Source organism: Microbacterium oryzae (assembly GCF_030406385.1).
GTDB lineage: Bacteria > Actinomycetota > Actinomycetes > Actinomycetales > Microbacteriaceae > Microbacterium > Microbacterium oryzae_A.
The window spans coordinates 31,275-53,451 of sequence record NZ_JAUEPM010000002.1; the positions used below are offsets into that span (position 1 = coordinate 31,275).

Consider the following 22,177-nt stretch of genomic DNA (forward strand, 5'->3'; position numbering starts at 1 on the left):
GTCCCCGTCGATGAGGAAGAGCACCCCCCGACCCTCCTGATACACGCCGATCCGGACGAGTTCCCGGGCGCGTCGCTCGATAGCCCTCGACGACGTTCGACAGCCGGTCTCCGCGACATCGCGAGGCGATGTATCAGTCGCGCCCTCGCCCCCTCCTTCTCTTCGGGAACGCCTCACATCCGGGTGACGCGGCCCGCAGCTGCCAGGGGGCAGCGATTCGTTTCGGGGAGATGCGATGTATTCCTATGTCAGCGCCCGGGCCTCGGCCCTGCCTGCTCTGTCCTGCGCGGGCGGCCGCACCGAGCGCGGATCGAGGGATGCCCGATGACCGCGCGAAGCGCAGCGGCGCGTCCGATCCTCGCCATGGGCATCGTGGCGCTCGTCACGATCGGACTCGGTGCGCCGAGTGTCGCGAGCGCGAGCTCGTGGCCTGCGCGGCCGCAGGGCGCGAGCATCGAGGCCGGCCCCACGCAGCTCGTGTTCTCCGGCGAAGCCGGAGACTCGTGCGAGGTCGAGCAGGAGATCCCGATCGCGGCATGGGACGACTCCGGCCGACAGTGGACAGCGTCAGCAGACGCGGACTGGCTGCAGCTGAGTGCGACGAGCGGCACGACGCCGGCGCGCATCACCGCGACCGCGGACTGCGACGACCTGGCCGCCGGCGTCCACGACGCCACGATCTCCTTCGTCGGTGCCGACTCGTCGGTCGCGGGCGACGAGATCGCCGTCGCCGCCGTGATCCGCGAGGTCTCCCCGGTTCGCGTTGCCACCTGGAAGGACGGGCATGCCGGAGCCTTCAGCACCTCAGTCGACGACGGCCACGACACGGGATTCGACGCGCTGATCTCCGCCGGCGACACGGGCACCTTCGTCGCCAGCGGCGTGACGCCGCCGGCGTACTACCCGGGCCTGCATGACGCCGGCATGGAGATCGGCTCGCACCTCGTCAGCCACTCCTGCGAGGGCTTCGACGCGAACGGATGGCGGGACGAGATCGAGGGGAACCTCGACGGCCTCGAGATCGCGGCCGGATCGCTCGACGAGCTCACCACGCTCGTGTGGCCGTGCGGCTACACCGACGAGCTCGCGCAGGTCGTCGCCGGCGAGTACTTCCTCTCCGCGCGGGGGTACAACCACAACGCGCTGGAGGATCCGACCCCGTCGAACTTCATGGATCTGAAGAGCTTCAACTCGCATGAGCACGAGCCGTTCCCGCCTGCGGACCTGAAGACCATCGTCGACGACGCGGCGGCGTCGGGAAAGTGGGCGAACCTCGTCCTCCACTACATCATGGACGACGACGACGCCATCCAGTACGCGGCCGCGAAGGACGTCTGGGCCGCGCCGATCGGCGAGGTGATCACGTACATCCTGCAGCGCGACCGCACGGTCATCTCCGACGTCTCCGTGTCGTCGTCCTCGATGACGTTCGACTTCCGGCGGCTGCCGCTGCCGACCTCTCCGCTGCGGGACTTCGAGCGGACGGTGACCGCTGACGACGAGGTCACCTTCGAGGTGGCGCTGGGAACCGCGCAGCATCCGGTCGAGGTCGAGATCGGCGGGGCATCGGTCGCGTTCGACGTGCGTGGCGAGGGCAGCGAGCGGAAGCTCTTCTTCACGGCGCCGGTCGGCACCGCGGCGGAATCCGCCGAGATCGGGCTCTCGTCCCAGCCGCAGCCCGTGCTGGACGTGGACGCCGAGCAGCTGAGCTACCTGATCGCCGCGGACGGCGATCCGGAGCGGCAGGACGTGGCCGTCGCCAATGCAGGCGCGGGGACGCTGGCCTGGCGCGCGAGCGTCGAGCCCGCGGCGGCCGGATGGCTGTCCCTCGCGGCGACCTCCGGCTCGGGGAACGGATCCCTCGGCGTCATCGCGGATCCGGCGGGTCTCGAGCCCGGGGTGCACACCGGCTCGATCGCGGTCTCGCCGCAGTCCGGCGGGTTCGCTCGGAACCTGCTCGTGACGCTGCGCGTGCGCGACGGGGCGGTGCACACCGACGTGTTCGACTACGCCTCCCGTGCCGAGCTCGCGGCCGACGGCTGGGACTTCCGAGGACGGTCCGCGAACGGCCAGGTGCGCGACACCGAGGCAGCTGCGGAGCTCTCCTACTCCCGCGCGGGACTCTCGGTCCCGGCCGTCGCCGGCGATCTGTGGGAGGGGCTGAACAACACGCGCAACAGCTTGTTCCGCGATCTTCCGGAGGGCTGGACGAGCGCGGAGGTGGCGCTGAGCTTCGCGCCCACGGCCGACTACCAGCAGGCATCCGTCGTCGTGTACGAGGACGACGACCACTACGTGCAGCTCATGCGCAATCACAACACCTACACGGGCGGCAGCACCGTGGTCCTCGTGACCGAGGACGCCGGGTCGGCGGAGAACCGCAGGTCCGCTCCGACGGCCGCCGGCGAACTGCGGTTGCGGCTCGAGCGGGCGGGGAACGACTACTCGGGTTCGTTCTCGACGGATGGCGGATCCACCTGGGTCTCCCTGGGCAAGGCGACGCAGTCGTTCGAGGACGCTCGTCTGGGCGTGGTCGTCGGCGGAGACGACGCCGCCGGCGCTGACGTCGCAGCCGCGACGATCCGCTCGGTCGCGATCACCACAGGGCCGGAGCCGACCCCCACCCCGACTCCCACGCCGACCCCGACTCCCACGCCGACCCCGACTCCCACGCCGACCCCGACGCCGACGCCGGTGCCCGAGGAGGACGCCGCGTACGCCTTCGACTACGCGACGCGTGCCGAGCTGCTGGATGCCGGCTGGGACTTCCGGGCGCGCACCGCGACGGGCGCCACCCGGGACACCGAGTCCTCGTCGACGCCCTCTCTCGCCTACTCCGCGTCAGGCCTCGGCGTCCCCGCGGGTGCCGGTGACGTCTGGGAGGGCTTCAACGACTCGCGCAACAGCCTGTTCCGCGACCTCCCGTCGGGATGGTCCTCCATCCAGCTCTCGCTGCAGTTCGCGCCGAGCGAGAACTACCAGCAGGCGAGCCTGGCCGTCTACGGAGACGATGACGACTACGTCGCCGTGACCCGCAACTTCAACTCCGATCGCGGCGGATCGGGAGTCGTGATGGTCGACGAGAAGGCCGGCTCGGCGAGCGTGCCCGGACAGACTCTCACCACGGCCGCGAACGTGATTCTGCGCCTGGAGAGGGAAGGCGGCGTCATCACCTCGTCCTTCTCGAGCGATGCGGGCGCCACCTGGACCGCGGTGGGTTCGGCCACGCACGTGGTGGAGCGGCCGCGACTGGGCATCATCGTAGGCGCCTCGAACAGCGGATCGCCCGTCGCGACGCTGCTGTCCGCCGAAGTGACCGTGGCGAGCACCACGCCTCCCGAGGAGGGTGTGCAGACGCTCTTCGGCACGGCCGCGCCCGCGATCGCCTCCAAGTCGGACGAGCGCTCGGCCGTCGAGCTGGGCACCGCGTTCCAGGTGACCCAGACCGGCGAGGCGACCGCTATCCGCTTCTACAAGGGCGCGGACAACACCGGCACGCACCGCGGCACGCTGTGGTCCGCCACGGGCCAGGTGCTCGGTCAGGTGACCTTCGAGGAGGAGACGGCGAGCGGCTGGCAGCGCGCCGCGCTGGCATCTCCGGTTCCCCTCGTGCCCGGCGAGACCTATATCGTCTCCTACCTGGCTCCCGAAGGCGGATTCGCGATGGAGGGCGGGTACTTCGCCTCGGCACGCACCAGCGGCTCCATCACCGCGCCCACGACCGGCAACGGACGCTACCGCTACGGCGCCGGCGGCGGCTTCCCGACGGACTCATGGGACGCTTCGGCCTACTTCGTGGACGCCGAGATCGCCTTCGACGCGCAGGGGGTGACCCCGTGAGGGTCGGCATCATCGGGGCGGGCTTCTTCGGATTCCATATCGCGCGGCAGCTCGAGCGACGCCACCCGGACATCCAGGTGGAGATGTTCGAGAAGGAGAGCGCGCCGCTGGTCGGCGCGGGGACGAACAACCAGTGCCGGCTGCACATGGGGTTCCACTACCCCCGCTCCGGCTACACCATCTACCAGTCGATCATGGGCTTCGACCGCTTCGTGAGCGAGTACGGGGAGTTCCTGACCGACGTCTCGGACAACCTCTACGCGGTGCACAACGAGGGCCTTGTCTCCGTCGATCAGTACCTGGCCGTGATGGACTCCTTCCACCTGCCCTACGAGACGCAGCCGGTGTCCTCCGATCTCTTCCGCAACCCCGACGAGATCGGGCTGCTGGTGCGCGTGCCGGAGAAGTCGATCGACGTGCGCAGCATCCGGCAGAACCTCGGCAGCTGCCTGCGCGGGTCGGTCAGAGTGGGCACTCCGATCGACGAGGTGGATGCCGAGAACGGGCTGCTCCGCAGCGGCACGACGGAGTTCGGCCCCTTCGACTACATCATCAACGCGAGTTACACGAATCCGAACCTCGGGCTTCCCCCGGCGCTCCACTTCGGCGTGAAGTGGGAGCTCGCGGTCCTCGTCCTCGCGCGCACCTCGCTCGCGAACGATGCGGCGGTGACGCTGATGGACGGCGAGTACGTGTCGGTGTACCCCGCCTACGGCGGCATGCACACGCTGTCGTCCGTGCGGCACACGCCCATGCGGCGCTACGACGACGCGATGGACCTCGCCGCCGACTACCCGAACCGCTTCCAGCTCGCCCAGGATGAGGGGCGGGAGCGCGCCATCGCGGACGATGTCGCGCGGCACCTCCGCATCGAGTACGACACCGAGGAGCTCTGGGTGACCGCGAAGACGAAGCTGTCCACCGACATGGGCGACTCGCGCGTCACAGAGGTCCGACGTCACGGGCGCCTCCTCTCCGTTCTCTGCGGGAAGATCGACGCGGTGTTCGAGGCCTCCGACGCGATCCTTCGGGAGCTGCGATGAGCCGCCCCGGAGCCGGAGCCGGAGCCGCTCCCCGTGGCCTGCCGACCCTAACCGCCCTGCGCGCAGGCGCCGCGGCTCTCGTGTTCGCGTATCACCTCAGCAGGATCGTCGTGCCGGTTCCCCTCGCCGACGTCGGCTACGCCGGAGTGGCGTTCTTCTTCGTCCTCTCCGGGTTCGTGCTCACCTGGTCGTACCGACCTGAGGGATCATGGGGCGGCTTCATGGTGCGACGTGTCGCTCGCGTCTTCCCCAGTCACCTGGTGGTGATGGGGGTCGCGCTCATCCTGAGCGCCTCGCTTCTTCCCGCGACGGTGACGCCCGGCATGGTGGCGTCGCAGACCCTGCTCGTGCAGGCGTGGCTCTTCGATCCCGAGACCATCCTCGGGATCAACATGGTCTCCTGGTCGCTCAGCGCGGAGATGGCCTTCTACGCGCTCTTCCCCCTGCTCGTGCCGGCGCTCCTGCGCATGCGGCCTCGGCTCCGCGCCGTGTGCGCCATGGTGCTGCTGGCCATCCCGGTCGTCCTCGGCACCGTCCTGACCGCCGCAGGGTCGCCGGAGGCCGCGCGTCTGCTCTACTTCGACCCGCTCGCGCGCGTGCCGGAGTTCGTGCTCGGCATCGTCATCGCTCTGATCGTGCGCGCCGGACAGGCGCCCGTGCTGCCGCGCGGGACCGCGATCCTCCCCGTCGCCGCCGCGTGGATCGCCTGCTCGGTCACCGCGGTTCCGGAGTTCGTCGGGAACGCGGCGCTCGCGCTGGCCTTCGCCGTGATCATCTGCGAGGCGGCTCGGAGGGATGTCGCACGCGCCTCTGGTGGACGCGGCCGAGCGCCCGCGCGCTGGGCGCAGTTCCTCGGACGCATCTCCTTCGCCTTCTACCTCGTGCACGTGCTGGCGATGCAGCTGGTCGTCGCATACCTGCCGGTCCCCGCAGGCGTCCGCGCGGTGGTCGCCCTCGTGCTGGCGACGGCGGCGGCTGTCCTGCTGCACATATGGGTGGAGAAGCCCGCGCAGCGGTGGGTCATGACCGGATGGATCAAGCTGCGCGAAATCTCCTCGTCGCGGACGGGCAGCGCGGTACTGCGGTCCGGGACGCTTGCCGCAGAACGATCGGATGGAGAGGCGAGACGATGAGTGAACCGCGCAGGCTGGAGATCGGAGTACGCGACTGCTCCTTCGGCGACGGCTGCGTCGTGGCGGACCTCGTGAACGTGTACGACGCCGTCTTCGGCGACCGCTGCTTCATCGGCCCGTTCGTCGAGGTGCAGAACGACGTGCGATGCGGCGACAATGTCCGCATCCAGTCGCACTCGCTCATCTGCGAGGGGATGGTGATCGGAGACGACGTGTTCATCGGGCACGGTGTGATGACCGCCAATTCTCGCTATCCCGTCGCGGGTGCGGCCGAGTGGACATGCGAGGCGCCGGTCATCGGCAACCGGGTCGCGGTGGGCTCCAACGCCACGATCCTCCCCGGGGTCCGCATCGGCGACGGGGCGGTGATCGGCGCGGGCGCGATCATCACGAAGGACGTGGCGGCCGGCGCCGTGGTGATCGGGAGGGACGAGATCGCACGACGCGGGCCTCGCTCCGAGAAGACGACTGAGGGAGACATGGAATGAGCACTGACGAGATGACTGCGGTGAGCACGCGGGTGCCCTTCCTGAATCTGGCGGCGCAGCAGGCCGAGGTATCGGACGAGGTGCTGCCGCGGTGGCGAGAGCTCTTCGAGACGGCGCAGTTCGTCGGCGGCTCGGAGGTGTCCTCCTTCGAGGCCGAGTACGCGCGCTACATCGGCGTCGAGCACTGCGTCGGCGTGGCCAACGGCACCGACGCGCTTGAACTCGCCTACCGCGCGGTCGGCGTCGGCCCCGGCGACGAGGTCATCATTCCGGTGAACACGTTCGTGGCGACCGCCGAAGCCGCGACGCGGATCGGCGCGGTGCCGGTGTTCGTCGACTGCGATGAGCACCTCCTGCTCGACGTCGACGCGGTCGAGGCCGCGATCACCGCTCGCACCCGCGCCATCGTGCCCGTGCATCTCTACGGCCAGGTGGCGGACGTCGCGGCCCTGCGCGTCGTCGCCCGCCGTCACGACCTCGCGATCGTGGAGGACGCCGCGCAGGCGCAGGGAGCGAGCTCGCAGGCCGGGCGCGCAGGCGCGCTCGGCCGCGCGGCGGCGACGAGCTTCTACCCGAGCAAGAACCTCGGCGCCGCCGGGGACGCCGGCGCGGTGCTGACCGACGATCCCGAGCTGGCTGCGTACGTGCGCAGCTTCGCGGCCCACGGAGGGGCGAGCCGCTACGTCCACGACGTACCCGGAATGAACTCGCGACTGGACGCCGTCCAGGCCGTGCTCCTTCGCGCCAAGCTCCTTCGCCTCGACGCCTGGACGGCCGCCCGGACCGAGGCCGCCGGCCGCTACGGGCGCCTTCTCTCGGGCATGAGCGGGGTCCAGGCGCCGACATCGCTGCCGGGCAACGACGACGTCTGGCACCTCTATGTCGTCCAGGTGGATGACCGTGACCGCGTGTCCGCCGAGATGGACGCCGCGGGCGTCGACAACGTCATCCACTACCCGCACCCCCTCCACCTCACCCCGGCGTACGCACCCCTCGGGTACCGACGGGGTCAGTTCCCCGTCGCCGAGGCGGCAGCGAAGCGGATCCTCTCGCTGCCGCTGTACCCGCACATCACGGCACCGCAGCAGGAGCGTGTGGCAGAGGCCCTGCACGAGGCCGTCCGGTGAGGAGAACTCGCATGATGCCTGTCGACCTCGCCGAGAGGACGGAGCCGAGCTGGCCTGGGCCGAAGCCTCGACTCACCTTCTTCCGCGTGCTCGGCGAGCCCGAGCTGCCGACCTTCGTGCGCGGCCACTTCCGGGACCAGGAGCGCTGCCTCGCGCAGTTCTTCGACGTCACGGTCGTGACCGAGAGCGCCGACTACGACGAGATCGTGGACCGGACGGAGCCCGACCTCGTGCTCTTCGAGTCCGGCGTCTACGCTCGGGCTGGTCGCGCCATCACGAACACGCACACCCATCCGGAGGTGCCGAAGCTCGGATTCCTGCACTCCGACGGATACTGCCTGTCGCGGTCGGTGTTCCTCGCGGACATGGACGACTGGGGTGTGGACACGTACTTCGCCTACGCCATGTCCGCGGTGGGCTACACGCCGGACATCGCCGATCGCACCTACCTCTGGCCGAACTTCGCCGACCGATCCGTGTTCCGCTCCTATCCGGATGGCAAGAGCGAGACCATCCTGCTGAGCGGCAGCCGAGAGGCCAACTATCCCTGGCGGGTGCGCGTCCACCGGCTCCTCGCGGAGCGCTTCCCCTCGCGCTCCATCGCCCACGGCGGCTGGTTCGACCGGCAGGCTGCGGCGGCGATGCCGGTCGGCAGCGACTACGCGCGCTCGCTTTCGTCGGCGCTCATCGTCCCCACGTGCGGAACGATCGCCGAGGAGTTCGTCCGCAAGTACGTGGAGATCCCCGCCGCCGGCGCGGTGCTGCTCGCCGAGCGCACGGCGATCGCGGAGTCCGCGGGCTTCGTCGACATGGAGAACTGCGTCTTCGCAGACGAGAGCGATGTGGTGGACAAGGTCGAGCACCTGCTCGACCATCCCGAGGTGCTCGAGCGCATCGCCGCCGCCGGCCAGGAGCTGGCGCATTCCCGGCACTCCATCGAGCATCGAGACCAGATCCGGCAGTGGTTCGAGCTGAACAGGAAGGCCGCTCCCGGGCAGCGCATCGTGCAGCCGGACCCGTTCGCCCCGATGGAGCTGTCGGAGCATGCGGCTCCGGCGCGCACGGTCAGCCTCGCCCTGCCTCCGGGCCTCGACCGGTCCCTCCTCGCCGAAGCGCGCGAGCAGCTGTCCGCAGATCGCCCGATGCAGGCAGCGGAGGGCTTCGCCGAGGTGCTCAACCTGCACTATGAGCCCGAGGCCGCTCTCGGACTCGCCCGCAGCTGGCTGCGTTCAGGGCGACCCGCGTGGGCTCGGGGCCTCCTCGAGCACGCGACGGACACTGGCGTCGCGGCCCATGGAGCCTCGCATCCGGATCCCGTGGAGTGGGCGTGGCTGATCCGCGCCTCGCTGTGCGAGGGCGACCTCCGCACCGCCGGGGAGCGCGCTGCGCGCTACAGCGGCATTCGCCACCCGGAGCTGGACCGGATGCGTTCGGTCGTGGCAGGGCTCGGCGGCGCGACCGACGAGCTCGCGCTCGCCGATCGCAGCCGACACCGCAGCGTGCACGGAGACGACGGCACGGACTGGTCGTCCTGGGTCGACGGCCTCGCCCTCGACCTGAGGGCGTCGGGGCGCAGCGCGATGGCGGAGGGCGTGGCGCGGATGGGCGACATCGCCGACCCGGCCGAGATCCGCGAGCGGCGCCCGTCTCCGGGCCGCGGGCAGCGTGCCGCGCTGCTGAACCGGGCCGCGAGCATCGCTCGGCGCGGAGTCCGCCGGGTTCAGCGTGAGCTCGATCGCCGCAGCCGGCCTCAGCTCCCTCCCGACCGCACCTCCCTCTTCCAGCTGCTCGGCGGCATCGGAATCGACACCGCCGTGCTGGTTCTCGTCGACCAGGAGACGGGGGATCGCTTCGAGCCGTATGCGCTGCGATGCGCTGACCCCGTCGGCGTCGTCCGGATCGGCCGCGCCACACCGGTGGGCGCGAGCATCGCGTCGGGGACGATCGGCCTCCGCACGGGTGCGGAGGCCATCCGATACGCCGCAGCGTGGGGGCGATCCGTCATCGTCGCCTCGCCGATGGGTGCGTCCTTCGTCGACGTGGAGCACCTCTCGCAGGCCGCGGTGTTCGCCGTGATCGGCGGCGAGGAAGCCGCGGTCGAGGTCGAGCTGCGCGGCTCGGCCGGTTGGATCCGCGGCGACGAGGACCTGCACCGCGGCTTCGCGCGCGCCCTCGGTCATGAGGACACGCGGCTCTGGGTCCGCGCGGCCCGTGCTGAGGCCTCGGATGTCTGAGAAGGCCGCGGCTCAGCCCGCACTCGCCAAGGTCGCGGCCGCCGGGATCGCCTGGACCACCGCGCAGACGTGGGTCTCGCGATTGGGAGGGATGGCGACGGTCGTCATCCTCGCGAGGCTGCTCTCGCCGGAGGACTTCGGCGTGGTGGCCATCGCCATGGCACTGCCGCCTATCCTCCAGCTCATCGCCGACATGGGGCTGTCGACCTACATCCTCCAGGCCGAGCGCCCGACCCGTCGCACGTACAGCACGTTCTTCTGGTACTCCGCCACCGCGGGGGTCGTGCTCTCGGGGCTCCTCCTCGCGGCCGCGCCGGTCGTCGGCGCAGTGCTGGACACGCCCGAGGTCGTGCCGATCAGCGCCGCCCTGGCTCCCGTCGCGCTGTTCGTCGTCCTCGGGTCGGTGCCTGTGACGATGCTGCGTCGAGAGATGCGCTTCCGCGTCATCGCGCTGCAGACCGTGGTCGCGTCGATCGCCAGCCAGATCGTCGCCGTGACCCTGGCCCTGACCGGATTCGGAGCGTGGGCGCTGGTCTGGCAGACCCTCACGTTCCAGTTCATCGTCCTCGTCCTCGCGTGGTTCTCCTCGCGCTTCCGACCGCGGTTCGCCTTCTCCGTCGCGGAGTTCGTCGAGATGACCCGCTTCGGCGTCAAGGTGGTCGGCACGCAGGTGCTCGGCGCCGCCGCGATCTGGGCCGTCAACGCGATCATCGTCGGGGCGCTCGGGACGGCCACTCTGGGATACCTCAACATCGCCCAGCGACTCATCACCCTCGCTCAGGAGCTCACGACGAACGCACTCGGGATGGTCTCCACCGTCCTGTTCGCGCGGATCCGGAACGACCGGGTCCGGCTGCGGGGGGCGTTCCTCCGCTCGCTCTCGATCTCGTACGCGGTGGCCATCCCCCCGATGGTGCTGGTCGCGGTCGGAGCGCCGCAGATCATCCCGATCGTCTTCGGCGAGCAGTGGGGGGACAGCGTCGTGCCCGCTCAGCTGCTCGCCGTCGCGGCCGTCTTCGCGTCGCTGGCCGGAGTGGACTACTCCCTCTTCATCGCCCTCGGCAAGCCGGGGACGTGGTTCGTGTACTTCGTCGCGATCGACCTGATCGTCGTCGGCGTGACCGCGCTCGTGGTCTCCCAGGGGCTGGTCGCATATGCGGTGGGATACGCGGCGGCGGCGGTGCTCGCCACCGCTGTGAGGTGGGTCATGCTGGGCAGGCAGCTGTCCTCCCCCTGGTGGCGGATCGCCGAGCCGTTCGCGCGGACGGCGCTGCCGTCCGCGTGCGCGGCGGCCGTCGGCGTCGGGGTGGGCGCGCTCACTGCGGAATGGCCGGCCCTGCTCGCGCTCATCGCGATGGGGTCAGCCATGCTGGTGGTCTACCTGCCGCTCATCCGGCTGACCTCACCCGAGGCCTGGTCGGAACTGTCTCGACTGCTCGGCGGCGCCGTCCGCCGGCTCCGTCCTCGCGCCAAGGAGGTTCGCGCAGATGCCTGACACCCCGCTCCACCGCGTTTCCGTCGTCATGCCGCTCTACAACTACGAGCAGTACCTCGACGAGGCGATGAGATCGGTGCTGTCGCAGGAGGGCGTGGACCTGGACGTGACGATCATCGACGACCGGTCCACCGACCGCTCGTACGAGATGGCGCTGCGGTGGCAGGACGCCGACCCCCGGGTGCGCGTCATCCAGCACACGACGAATCGCGGACATATCGCGACTTTCAACGACGCACTCGAGAGCGCCACCGCGCCGTATGTCGTCAAGCTCGATCCCGACGACCTCCTCACCCCGGGCTCTCTGCGCCGGTCGGCGGACGTCCTCGCCGCGCATCCCGATGTCGCCTTCGTCTACGGTCGGTGCCGGGTCTTCAGCGGGGAGGCTCCCGCTGTCCCCACGCCCGCCGACCGGCCGGCGCGCCTGTGGAGCGGGGAGCGGTGGGTCGCGCGTCGCAGTCGCGGCGGGGCCAACGTCATCTACCAGCCGGAGGTGATGATCCGCGTCAGCGCGCTCCGAGAGGTCGGCGGACACCTCGCCGAGGTGTCGGAGGCGAGCGATTACAACCTCTGGCTGCGGCTCGCCACGACCGGCCGGGTCGCCCGCCTGGACGGCGCCGTGCAGGGGCTGTACCGCGTCCACGAGAACTCGATGCAGCGGACCATCCACAGCGGAGAGCTGCGCGACCTCCGTGCGCGCGTGCGAGCGTGGGAGCTGTTCCTCGAGCAGCGTGGGCGGGTGCTGTCGAACCGGTGCGCCATCGAGCAGGCGGCACGCCGCACGCTCTCCCGAGAGGTGGTCATCAAGGCCCTCGATCTCTTCGACGGCGGGGCCGCCCGGTCGCAGCCGATTGCGGAGTTCCGAGCCCTGGCGCTCGAACTCGACCCCGCCATCGTGCGCAGTGCGCGGTGGCGGGAGCTGAGCCGGCGGATGGACGCCGGGCTCGCTGTGGCGACGCCGCGGCATTCCCCGACGCGAATCGCGCGCCAGCTGCGCTGGAACCACCGCATCGCACGGATGAGAAGATTCCGCACATGAGAGGACGACCGATGAGACGAGCTGCTGCCGGAGCGGAGGTCGGCCTCCTGTCGGCGCTGACGGCCCTCGTGGACGCAGGTCCGCCGAGCGTCCGCTTCGGGCCCTGGCGCGAGCTGCGACGCCGTCTCATGTCCCGTCCCCTCCCCGTGCTCGGCGCCGCGGACACCGGCGGCGCCGCGCGTGTCGACGTGGGCTCGCGCGAGCTGCCGGACCCGCAGGCGGAGGTCGTCCTGGTGACCGGCGGTCTCGGCACCGGTGGCGTCGAGACCGTCATCGGGATGCTCGCCCGCGACCTGCCGGGGCACGGGGTGCGCACCTCCGTGCTGTGCTCGGCAGGCGGCGCGACGGCGGAGGCCCTGCAGAACGAGGGGATCGCGGTCCGCGAGGCGGGGGACGCCGCGACAGCCGCCGCCTGCGTGGCGCAGCTGCCCGCTGGTGCTGTCGCGCAGCTGCACAATGCCCCTGAGCACCTCATCGAGGCCTGCCAGGCCGCGGGGGTGCCGATCATGCCGGTTCTGCACACCACGGACATCAATCTCACCCCCGAGCAATGGCGGCGCGCCGGCCGGCTGACCGATGCGGCGCCGGTGAGCGTCGCGGTGAGCGAGATCGTCCGCGCCTTCCACCTGAGGGGCGTGCCGCAGCAGCCCGGCTCGCCGATCGTCGTCATCCCCAACGGCGTGGAACCGCATCCCGCGGCTGCCGGCACCGCCGCGGCCGCGCGGGCGCAGCTGTCGGATCTGCTGCGGGCGCCGCTGGACCAGGTGACACTGTTCACCTGCCTTGCGCGCTACGACATCCAGAAGAACGTGCCGGGACTCGTCTCCGCCTTCCTGGAGGCCGCCGCGGAGCGCCCGGATCTGCACCTCATCGTGGCCGGCCCGGTGACGGACTGGCTCGAATACCGACTCGCACGGGCGCTGTGCCGTGGGCACGCGGCCGGTCATCGGGTGCACCTCATGGGGCCGAGCGACCCGCATCGCCTCCTGGCGGCGTCCGACGCCTTCGTCCTCGACTCGTTCTTCGAAGGATGGGCGGTGGCTTCGAGCGAGGCCGTGATGGCGGGCATCCCGGTCGTCGTCTCCGACACGGGAGGCGCCGCGGAGCTCGTCGGCGAGCAGGGCTCGCGCGGGTACCTCGTGGGCAATCCGGCGGGCGATCCGGAGGTCATGAGCATGCCGCGCATCAGGCGCGCCCGGCGGCGGACCGGCGGTCAGGAGAATCGCTCGGAGCTCGTCGACGCGCTGCGCCGCGTGCACGACGACGTAGACCGGTGGCGGGGTCGTCGTGGCGACCTGGCCGCCGACGCGCGCAGCTGGCTCGGGCGCGAGATGATGGTCTCCGCTCACGCGGAGACCATCATCTCAGTGGCCGCTCGCTCCTGACCTCGATCAGGAGGAAGCGAGAGCTCAGGAACGGGTGAGCTCGTCCGCGAGGACGCGGACGAAGGCCTCTCCGGTCGGTTCCCAGGATCGACCGCGCACGCTCGCGGCGGCGGCCGCCGCACGCTCGACACGTCGTGGATGCGCGACGGCGGCGACCAGCGCGTCGGCCAGCGCGGCGGGTGTGGCGTCGGCCCAGACCACCTGCGGATTGTCGAGCACCATCCGCGCGTATCTGTCCTCGTTCACGACCGGAATCGCGCCGCACGCGAGCATCTCCTCGGGAACGAGGGAGACGTTCGTGAAGGACAGCGCGAGCCCCGCGATGACCCCGTTGTAGAGGTCGCTGAGCGCGTTCGGCGTCATGTTCCCGTGGTTGACGACGGGAAAGCGGACGTCGGCCACGACGTCGCCGTACACGTGGATCGGCTCCTCGGGGAGCCGCTCGTGGAACAGCTCGAGAGCGCGGGTCGCGTGACGGTAGCCGCGCCGGTCGTTGCCCCGCTTCGCATACCAGGCGATCCCGCGGCGCTCCGGCTGCGGGTCCGCCAGCTCGTAGGCCTCGGTGTCGCATCCGAAGGGCACGAGATCGCTCGCGACCCCCAGTTCGTCTCGCAGCAGCTCGTGCACCATCTCGCCCAGCGCGATGTTGCGGAACCCCAGCCGATACGAGTCCTGGGCGAAGGCGTGCTCGGACCCGCGGGGTGAGAAGAAGGGCTCGTAGTCCTGGATGAAGTAGAGCCTCCTGCCTTCTGGGGCGCGGGAGGCGATCACGTGCGCGGTGGACCAGCTCGAGGCGACGAGGGCGTCGAAGCCGATGATTCGCTCGGCAGCCGCCTCGATACGGACGTCGAGCCATGGCCAGGCGTGTCGGATCACCTGGCGGTAGTAGTCGACGTCGCCGTCGTGGCGGTTGTACAGGAGGAGCGTGCAGTCGAACCCCGCGCCGACGGCGCTCGCGATCATCCGGAAGAGCGTGGTGTGCCCGCCCGATCCTGCGCTCGGCGGATGGACCACCCATCCGATCCTCGGACGAGCGGGCGCCGGGTGCACCTCGTGAGGTGAGAGATGCTGCGAGTCGGCGAGATCGCCCTCATGCAGCGGGAACAGGAGCCGGCCGGCATCCACCCGGTCATACAGCTGCAGGGCCGCGAAGCGGAGCAGGTACGCCGGTGTCCGGCCGCGCAGACGGGCCAGCGGACCGCGGCGCGGTCGGTCGGACGTGGGCGCGACGCGCGCACGCGCGCCCGTGCGGTCCTGCTCAGGTGCGGACATCGCGCGTCTCCTCGATTCGATGGTCGGCGAATGCGGCGGGGAGCCGCTCGGATATGCTCCAGGCGCCGCCGCAGAGCCCCGGCATGAGCGCCAGGAGGCCGAACGCCTTGGGGAACGAGAACGAGTCGAAGAACGCGGACAGCGCGACCGCGACCAGGCAGCTCGCGGCCAGCGCGACCGCGAGTCCGGAGATCGCCGGGGGTGCGGTGCGGCAGCGCACCACGCTCAGGATGGCGACGACGTAGAGGGCGAGGAAGGCCACTGTGCCGACCACGCCGAGCTCCAGGAGGAGCAGCAGGTACTGGTTGTCGAAGATCCGGTACTGCGGAAGCAAGGTGCCGAGCCCGCGGCCGGTCCACGGGCTGATCGGAAGGAGCACGGAGAAGACATCCAGGCTCGCCGTGCGCGAGAGGACGCTGGTGTCCGATCCCGCGCTCTGGAAGAGATGGCGCAGCGTGCCGATCATCCCGGGAACGGCGACGTAGACGACGACGAGGGCGGCGCCCCCCGCGATGAACGCCTTCAGCCGTTCGCGGGCGCCGAGCGTGAACAGCAGCGGCACCACGCCGATCACGAGCCCGAGGATGGCCGATCGGGACCCCGCGATGATGAGGGCCATCGCGATGAAGCCGACGCTGACCAGCATGACTGCCCGCGTGCGACCGCGGCTGCGCAGGGCGAGCATGAGCGCCACGGGGAACGCGACCGCCAGCGTCATCGCATATTCGAGCGGATGGCTGGCAGTGGCGGCGGGCCGCAGGAAGTCGCCTCGCATGCCCGCTCCTCCCGTTCCGTCGCCCACGAGCCACGGCGTGGGGATGGAAGCCGCGAGCGGAGTCTCCGTGACGAACTCGAGGATCCCCAGCAGCGCGACGAGTGCGGCGAGCACGGAGAAGCGCCGCAGCAGCGCTACGAGGCGCCCGAAGGTGCGGATGCCGTTGGCGGCGACCAGAGCGACTCCGAGGAAGGACAGCATTCGGAACAGGTTCCGATCGGCAGGTGAGATCTCCTCCACCGGGATGGCGCGCATCATGCCGAAGATGTAGCTGAGCAGGATCGCAGCGAAGAACGCCCAAGCCGCGACGCCTACCGGCGTGAATACCCGCACCTCGCTGCGGCGGCGACTGAGCACGTGCCAGACCCACCAGAGAAAGCAGCCGAAGCCCCACAGGATCGCAGGCGCCCCCAGATTTCCGAGACCCGGCACCGCCCGGTCCGAGGGGATCAGCAGAAGGAGGAAGAGGTAGACGCTGAGCGCGCTGACCGCGTCGAAGCCCTGGCGGGTGCTGCCATCGTCCGCCCGATCCACGATGTCATAGCTCGTTCGCCGGAGCTCGGCGGACGCGCGCGCGACGGGGCTAGCGGCGGTGCTCACTTGTCAGCACCTCGCCGTCGATCACGTCCACGTCCGCCTCGTCGCCCTCCAGTGCCGCGGCCCCCGCGCCGACGTCCGTCGCCCGCGCTCCGGTGCGCTCCGCGGAGGAACGCCGCCGCTTCGCACTGTCGCGGCGGCGGTCGCGAGGGCGCACCGTGTCCTGGTGGGGCACGTCGCGCGCGCGCAGCGGCTCCAGCGGGTCCCGCTCACGAGCGGGTTGCACCTCGAGGGCGGCCTTGCGGCGAGAGCGAGCGGTGGCGAGCCCCTCGACTGCGCCCGCCAGCACGACGCTCAGCACGACGCCGACCGCGGCGACGGCGAGGGTGAGCTGCGTCCGCTCGGAGGAGAGCTCCGTCGCCTCGATGTCGGAGGTGATGCGCATCATGCCGATCGTGGAGATGTCCTCGACGTCGAGCTCCTGCTGCATGAGAGCGAGCTGCGTCTCTGCCGCGGCCTCCACCTGGCCCACGAGCGCGAGGGCATCCTCCTCCGTTCCCGCCTGCGTGGTGATGGCGAGGAAGGCAGCACCCGAGCTCGTGTCGCCTCCCACGCCGTAGTCCGCATCGTCGTCCGGAACGAGCAGCTCGTGCTGCTCCTGCGAATTCAGCCGCGTGTTGAGCACGGCGAGCGCCTGACCGAGTCCGCCGAGAATCAGATACGGATTGTCGCCCTCGTAGGCGTCGATGCTCTCCTGCGGCGGCAGCAGCATGAGCGTCGATCCCGCCTCGTAGCGGACGGGGGTCTCGCCGTAGACGTACGAGGCGCCCCATCCGGCTAGAGCCAGGCCGGCGACGATGACGTACCACCGTCGCAGCAGGCCGCGCATCAGATCGCTGAAGTACATGATGAATCCCCCTTGCGCCGTCCGACCCCCGTCGGTGCGGCTGTCGCTGCCGATGTAGCTCCTCGCCGACGGCGAGGAGAAGGTTCAGATCCGACGCCAGAGCGGAGACCCTCGACCATGAAGGATGTTCGTCTCTTGACCAGAACGTCCACGAGGACAGCCGCGGCGAGGCTCACGCCGACGCCGAGAGCAGCGATCCCGCCCAGCATCCGGGCGCGGTCCGGCCCGACGGAGAAGACCTCGGGAATATCCGGCGAGGCCTTCCATCCGATGCGCTGATCATCGGCCACGACGTACTCGTCCTGGCGCTCGTCGATGACCTCGGCGACATCGGCCGTGAGAGCGACGACGCGGTCGGTGACGTAGGAAGCCGTCGGTCCGACGACATCGATGACCAGCACCGGACGGTTGAAGTTCGGCGCCCACTGGCCTCCCGCGTTGGGCACGTAGACGACCTCGCCCTTCCGCACCCCTGCGCCGTAGAGCGGCGCATCGGGGGAGGCGAACAGCTGTCCCGTGAGGCTCTCATCGATGCTCGCCTCGACGACGCGCGCGAACGCGACCATCGTCGCGGCGGAGTCGGTGAGCGAGTTCCCTCCCACAGCCCAGCCGACGGGTGGAAGCAGAGTGACGACTGTGCGAGCGGCGTAGACGCCCGTGACCTGCAGAGCGGCGGTCGCGCCCCCGATGGTGAGGAGGACGCCGATGAGGAGCACGAGCCACCGGCGCGCCAGCATTCGCAGAATCTGGGGAAGGGTCATGGCGCCCCCGAGCAGCGGAGCCTGGCGCTCACAGACCTTGAGCCGCGGTCGCGGCGAGCGCGCGGCCGGCCTGATGAGCTGGTGCCGTGACAAGGCGATGCATGGTGACTCCCCCGAATCAGTGCCGCGGTGTTGCGACGAGGCGACGCCCAGCCCGGATGCTCGGCGTTCCCTATAGGAGGAAGAGGGCACAGCCGTCACTTTGATACAAGCGGCGGCTATGCGACGCGGCGGTGGCGTTCGCAGACCGCTTCGTAGGCGTCTGCCAGCCTCTCCCGCGGTGCGTCTTCGATCATCGTCAGTCCCGCGAACGCGGCCGACGCCCCACGGTGGATGTCACGCACGTGCTTGTCGGATCGGCGGAGCGAATAGAGGAAGACCTTGTAGCGGAGGTAGCGCCGCAGTCCGCGAAGCGCGCGGGACCCGCGCGGGAAGACCTTGTGGGAGATGTAGGCGTAGTTGAGAACGTGGAAGAACCCGTAGTCGAAGCCACCCGCGCGCTTCCCCGGGGCGACATTGTGGAAGACCGCGGCGCCAGGCGCGGCCGCGATCAGGAGTCCCGATCGCAGAACCCGGAGGCCCAGGTCCTTGTCCTCGTGCGTGGCGTAGCCAATGCGCGAACCGAGAAGCGCGTCGAACAGAAGACCGCGGGCGACGTCGGTGCGGAAGCTCATGAGAAACCCCCCGATGGTCTCGACGAGCGGGTGCTCCAGGCCGTCCTGGTGCGCACGTGCTCCGAGCTCCGCGATGCGCTCCTCCCCGTAGACGTTGAACGGCTGCGGCACGAGGAGCCGCTCGATGCGATTGCGCCAATGGACGATCCTCACATCGTCCTTGAGAGAGCGCTGCGCCTGCGGTACTTCGCTCGAGCTGCTTCCGGGACGGTGAGTCGTCTCCGTGGCCGACACCCCGCCGTACCGATGATGCACGTCGGCTTCATAGACGGCCATGAGCTCGGCGGCGGTTCCGGGGTGCCAGAAGGAATCGTCATCCGGAAATGCGACGACGTCCTCGTGGACGAGCGCAAGGCCCTGATTTCGCTGGACAGGGAGATTGGCCGCCTCCCCGTAGTGCACCTCTAGGGGGATGACCGAGGCGGAGGCGAGCTCCTCGCAGTACTCCCGAACCACCTCGTGGTCGTCGCTGCGATCCACGACGATGATGCGATCGGCCGGACGGCTCTGCTCGAGGAGCAGCGGGAGCGACGTCTTCAGCATCGCGAGGCGGTTGCGGGTCGCGACGACGATCGCGTAGGTCAGCATGCGAATTTTCCCGGGAGCCCGGTGGACACGGTCTGCGCCGCGATGAGACGGCGGTGCGCGGTCATCGTCATCGAGTCGCGATCCTGGCCTTCAGTCGGTCGAGGCCGTCCTTGCCCGCCACCGCCACGAAGGCTCGCTTGCCGAGCCCGCGCGCGGTCTCACGGGAGTAGCGCGCGGGCGAGCGCACGAGGCGGTCGAACGCGACGGTGCCCGCCGGCGGGCTCGGCACATCGTCCAAGAGGTCGCCGAACAGCGTCCGGTGGGAGTCGGGTGAGACGCGCACGCCGCGCACCCGGTTGCTCACGTTGCCGCCGTGCACGACCTGGAGCCAGGCGGGCCGGCCGCGGTCGGTCACGACGGGAAGGTGGTTGCGCAGGAGAGTGTGCCAGTCGCGCCAGGCCGTGAGCGGCGCATCCCATGGCTCCGCCACGCTGCAGAACGCGTTCTCGTCGTCGCGGCGCAGATACACCTCGTCGCCGTGGGCGATGATCCCGCGGCCGAGGAAGAGCGCGGCGTGCGGATTCGCGCGCGCGAGAGTCTGCAGCCGATGGACGAAGTCATCGGCGATCGCATCGTCGTTGTCGAGGTTGGTCGTGAGCAGGATGGACCCGCTCGCGCCGGTGAGGGAGCGCGCGTCGGCTGCCACATCCTGCCATGACACGGACTCGCGGTAGAGCGGAGTGAACAGACCGGCCGCGACGTGCGGCGCGAGGCGCTCCAGGAGCCATGACGGACTCTGCGGGTCGAGGTAAACGATCCACCGGAAGCTCCTCTCCGTCTGACGGGAGACGGACGGCACCGTGTACCGCTCGAAGAGGTCGATGCGTTCGCGCAGCCATCCCTCCCGCGCGCGTACGAGGCTCTCTGGGCCCGGCGTCGGCAGGTTGAAGCGCGTAAGGATCACGTGATCGACCGAGGAGGCCGGCAACGCGGAGCCGACGCTGCGCGAGGACTCGTCGCGCTCCCAATCCGACTGCCCCTTCCGTGCTGCGCGATTGCCCTTGACCCGGCCTGCGAGGGCGAAGCCGGCGTACACGAGGGCGTCGGCCGCCGTGAGCGGGCCGACGACCGTGCGCGCGAGCTCGCGGAGGCTGGACGGCGCCGTCTCCACGCCCTGCTCCGCAGGTCCGCGACGATTTCGGGTCAGCACCCGCACAAGTGCATCGGCGGTGCGCGGTGGGGTGACCTCGACGGGCGCGCCGTCCGGCAGCGTCTTCTCTGCCGCGTGGAAGAGCCGGTCCACATGCAGATCGTCCGCCGTGACGTCGGGGAAGCGGCCGAGCCGGCCGTGCCCTTCCTCGCTCAGGCCATAGGCGCCGGCACCCCAGAGAGCGCCGCGGGTGGAAGGCATGCGATCGCGGGCGCGGTAGTACGCGCGCACGAGCGGGGAAGCACCCTCGGTGACGACGCGGAACGCGGGGCGGCCGGCGAGGGCATGGCCGTCTGCGAGCGCCCGGATCACGGGCTCGAGGGCCTCGGGGGAGACGCCGATGTCCGCGTCCAGGTAGATGCGGGGCCAGTGCGTCGCGTGCTCGTCGCCGAGGTTCAGCGCCGCCGTCTTCGAGGGGACGGCCGTCTCGAGGACTCGGACGCCCGGGATGGCGCGCGCGCGGGCGGCCGTGTCGTCCGCGCATCCGTTGCAGACGACGATCACCTCGACGCGGCCGTCCTCGGCGAGCGGGGACAGCGGGCGGAGCGTGCGCTCGATCACCGCCGCCTCGTCGTGCGCGGGGATGATGATCGACGCCGCGGGGAACTCCTCGGGCATGATCGGGTCTCGCTCGGCACGCGGCAGCTCCGCCCACCGCGCACGGCGCGCGAGGGCCCACCTTGCGCGCGCATGGCTGGGGTCCCGCCGCAGCTGCTCGCCCACGACGACCGCCGCGCGGAATGCCCCGGCCCGGCGCGGGGCGTGCTTGTCCATGTAGCGCACGCGGTTGACGATCGTCAGTGCGACGAGGTCGGCCGAGGTGCCGGATCCGCTGCCCTCGTGCACCACCACCGCGTCCGGTTCGAACCAGATCTGGAATCCGGCCTCACGCAGGCGCCGCTGGAAATCCGTCTCCTCCGAGTACAGGAAGAACCGCTCGTCCCAGGAGCCGACGGCGGCGGCGGCATCGCGGCGGATGAGGATGGCAGCGCCCGTCGCCCATTCGATCGGGTGCGCCCGCCGGTAGGCATCCGCGGAGCGCACGTACTCGGAGAGCGCGCCGGGGCGACCCTGCCAGACGCGGCCGAGGGCTCCGTCGGCGCATGCTCGCACCAGCGTCGGCTCTCGTCGCAGTGACGGGTAGACCTGGCCGTGTGCGTCGTTGATCAGCGGAACGACGGCACCGATCCGCTGATCGAGCCGCAGTCGCCGCAGCATCGTGTTGATCGCGCCGTCGGAAACCCGGAGGTCGGGATTGAGCACGAGGACGGCCTCGGCGGTGCCCGCGTGCGACATCGCGACGTTCAGACCGCCGGAGTAGCCCAGGTTGCCGCCGGTCGCGACGGCGATCACGTCGTCATGTCTCCGGGCGACGGCGAGTGTGCTATCGGACGAGGAGTTGTCCGCGATGATGACGCGCAGCGAGACGGCCGCAGCCTCTCGGCGAAGGTCTGCGACGAGTGCATCGATGTGCGCGGCGTTGCGGTAGGTGACGACCAGCACGGCGACCTCGACGGGCCCGCCGCGGTGGAACCGTCCTTCGACGGCGCGCTCGTGATCGACCTCTGCGGTGACACCGGAATGCATCGCGACTCCCCCTGGATCTGGCCGCGAACGCGCGCGGCTCGGGGCGCTCCGCCCGGATGCCGAGCGCTCCCCTCGCAAGGGAGGAGGGCCGGGATTACCTTCTGATACACCGGTGTGCGCGGCCGGTCGAGGGTGGTAGCTT

At 70.4% G+C, this 22,177-nt stretch carries 15 protein-coding genes; 9 read left to right on the forward strand and 6 right to left on the reverse strand.

Annotated elements, in window-relative coordinates:
- Positions 1-324: 324 nt before the first annotated feature.
- Genes QWJ90_RS04085 through QWJ90_RS04125 form a run of 9 tightly spaced genes read left to right on the forward strand, consistent with a single transcriptional unit; the run spans position 325 to position 13,784 of the window.
- On the forward strand, positions 325-3,840 hold the full coding sequence (locus QWJ90_RS04085) for a DUF4082 domain-containing protein (protein ID WP_290106394.1): 3,516 nt from the start codon (positions 325-327) through the stop codon (positions 3,838-3,840).
- Entirely contained in the window at positions 3,837-4,883 is a 1,047-nt protein-coding gene (locus QWJ90_RS04090; protein ID WP_290106395.1) for an FAD-binding oxidoreductase, read from the forward strand. The genes QWJ90_RS04085 and QWJ90_RS04090 overlap by 4 nt, the downstream gene beginning before the upstream one ends.
- A complete protein-coding gene (locus QWJ90_RS04095; protein WP_290106396.1) occupies positions 4,880-6,016 on the forward strand; it encodes an acyltransferase family protein in 1,137 nt (378 codons plus the stop codon). The genes QWJ90_RS04090 and QWJ90_RS04095 overlap by 4 nt, the downstream gene beginning before the upstream one ends.
- Entirely contained in the window at positions 6,013-6,504 is a 492-nt protein-coding gene (locus QWJ90_RS04100) for an acyltransferase (protein ID WP_290106397.1), read from the forward strand. The genes QWJ90_RS04095 and QWJ90_RS04100 overlap by 4 nt, the downstream gene beginning before the upstream one ends.
- Positions 6,501-7,631 carry a DegT/DnrJ/EryC1/StrS family aminotransferase gene (locus QWJ90_RS04105; protein WP_290106398.1) on the forward strand — a complete coding sequence of 377 codons (1,131 nt, stop codon included), beginning with the start codon at positions 6,501-6,503 and terminating at the stop codon, positions 7,629-7,631. The genes QWJ90_RS04100 and QWJ90_RS04105 overlap by 4 nt, the downstream gene beginning before the upstream one ends.
- Before the next feature lie 11 nt (positions 7,632-7,642).
- Entirely contained in the window at positions 7,643-9,865 is a 2,223-nt protein-coding gene (locus QWJ90_RS04110) for a glycosyltransferase (RefSeq protein WP_290106399.1), read from the forward strand.
- A complete protein-coding gene (locus tag QWJ90_RS04115) occupies positions 9,858-11,360 on the forward strand; it encodes a lipopolysaccharide biosynthesis protein (protein ID WP_290106401.1) in 1,503 nt (500 codons plus the stop codon). Before QWJ90_RS04110 ends, QWJ90_RS04115 begins: the two co-directional genes overlap by 8 nt.
- The gene (locus QWJ90_RS04120) at positions 11,353-12,399 is read left to right on the forward strand and encodes a glycosyltransferase family 2 protein (RefSeq protein ID WP_290106402.1); all 1,047 of its coding nucleotides are present in this window, start codon (positions 11,353-11,355) and stop codon (positions 12,397-12,399) included. The genes QWJ90_RS04115 and QWJ90_RS04120 overlap by 8 nt, the downstream gene beginning before the upstream one ends.
- Positions 12,400-12,410: 11 nt before the next feature.
- A complete protein-coding gene (locus tag QWJ90_RS04125) occupies positions 12,411-13,784 on the forward strand; it encodes a glycosyltransferase (protein WP_290106403.1) in 1,374 nt (457 codons plus the stop codon).
- A gap of 24 nt (positions 13,785-13,808) precedes the next feature.
- Here the strand turns inward: QWJ90_RS04125 and QWJ90_RS04130 are convergent, their stop codons facing one another.
- From QWJ90_RS04130 to QWJ90_RS04155, 6 genes are all read right to left on the reverse strand, one after another.
- Entirely contained in the window at positions 13,809-15,056 is a 1,248-nt protein-coding gene (locus tag QWJ90_RS04130; protein WP_290106404.1) for a rhamnosyltransferase WsaF family glycosyltransferase, read from the reverse strand.
- Positions 15,043-16,431 carry an O-antigen ligase family protein gene (locus QWJ90_RS04135; RefSeq protein ID WP_290106405.1) on the reverse strand — a complete coding sequence of 463 codons (1,389 nt, stop codon included), beginning with the start codon at positions 16,429-16,431 and terminating at the stop codon, positions 15,043-15,045. The genes QWJ90_RS04130 and QWJ90_RS04135 overlap by 14 nt, the downstream gene beginning before the upstream one ends.
- Positions 16,415-17,275: a hypothetical protein gene (locus QWJ90_RS04140; RefSeq protein WP_290106407.1), complete on the reverse strand. Its 861-nt coding sequence runs from the start codon at positions 17,273-17,275 to the stop codon at positions 16,415-16,417. Before QWJ90_RS04140 ends, QWJ90_RS04135 begins: the two co-directional genes overlap by 17 nt.
- Positions 17,257-18,036: a hypothetical protein gene (locus QWJ90_RS04145; protein WP_290106408.1), complete on the reverse strand. Its 780-nt coding sequence runs from the start codon at positions 18,034-18,036 to the stop codon at positions 17,257-17,259. The genes QWJ90_RS04140 and QWJ90_RS04145 overlap by 19 nt, the downstream gene beginning before the upstream one ends.
- A 218-nt stretch (positions 18,037-18,254) precedes the next feature.
- On the reverse strand, positions 18,255-19,298 hold the full coding sequence (locus QWJ90_RS04150; RefSeq protein ID WP_290106409.1) for a glycosyltransferase family 2 protein: 1,044 nt from the start codon (positions 19,296-19,298) through the stop codon (positions 18,255-18,257).
- A 67-nt stretch (positions 19,299-19,365) separates the two neighbouring features.
- On the reverse strand, positions 19,366-22,035 hold the full coding sequence (locus QWJ90_RS04155) for a glycosyltransferase (RefSeq protein ID WP_290106410.1): 2,670 nt from the start codon (positions 22,033-22,035) through the stop codon (positions 19,366-19,368).
- Between the last annotated feature and the right edge of the window lie 142 nt (positions 22,036-22,177).

Bases quoted from the DNA above. Each gene is read 5' to 3' on its own strand.
- QWJ90_RS04130 (WP_290106404.1), bottom strand. From the start codon at position 15,056: ATGTCCGCACCTGAGCAGGACCGCACGGGCGCGCGTGCGCGCGTCGCG.
- QWJ90_RS04110 (WP_290106399.1), top strand. From the start codon at position 7,643: ATGATGCCTGTCGACCTCGCCGAGAGGACGGAGCCGAGCTGGCCTGGG.
- QWJ90_RS04105 (WP_290106398.1), top strand. From the start codon at position 6,501: ATGAGCACTGACGAGATGACTGCGGTGAGCACGCGGGTGCCCTTCCTG.
- QWJ90_RS04115 (WP_290106401.1), top strand. From the start codon at position 9,858: ATGTCTGAGAAGGCCGCGGCTCAGCCCGCACTCGCCAAGGTCGCGGCC.
- QWJ90_RS04150 (WP_290106409.1), bottom strand. From the start codon at position 19,298: ATGCTGACCTACGCGATCGTCGTCGCGACCCGCAACCGCCTCGCGATG.
- QWJ90_RS04120 (WP_290106402.1), top strand. From the start codon at position 11,353: ATGCCTGACACCCCGCTCCACCGCGTTTCCGTCGTCATGCCGCTCTAC.
- QWJ90_RS04085 (WP_290106394.1), top strand. From the start codon at position 325: ATGACCGCGCGAAGCGCAGCGGCGCGTCCGATCCTCGCCATGGGCATC.
- QWJ90_RS04100 (WP_290106397.1), top strand. From the start codon at position 6,013: ATGAGTGAACCGCGCAGGCTGGAGATCGGAGTACGCGACTGCTCCTTC.
- QWJ90_RS04145 (WP_290106408.1), bottom strand. From the start codon at position 18,036: ATGACCCTTCCCCAGATTCTGCGAATGCTGGCGCGCCGGTGGCTCGTG.
- QWJ90_RS04140 (WP_290106407.1), bottom strand. From the start codon at position 17,275: ATGTACTTCAGCGATCTGATGCGCGGCCTGCTGCGACGGTGGTACGTC.
- QWJ90_RS04125 (WP_290106403.1), top strand. From the start codon at position 12,411: ATGAGACGAGCTGCTGCCGGAGCGGAGGTCGGCCTCCTGTCGGCGCTG.
- QWJ90_RS04095 (WP_290106396.1), top strand. From the start codon at position 4,880: ATGAGCCGCCCCGGAGCCGGAGCCGGAGCCGCTCCCCGTGGCCTGCCG.
- QWJ90_RS04155 (WP_290106410.1), bottom strand. From the start codon at position 22,035: ATGCATTCCGGTGTCACCGCAGAGGTCGATCACGAGCGCGCCGTCGAA.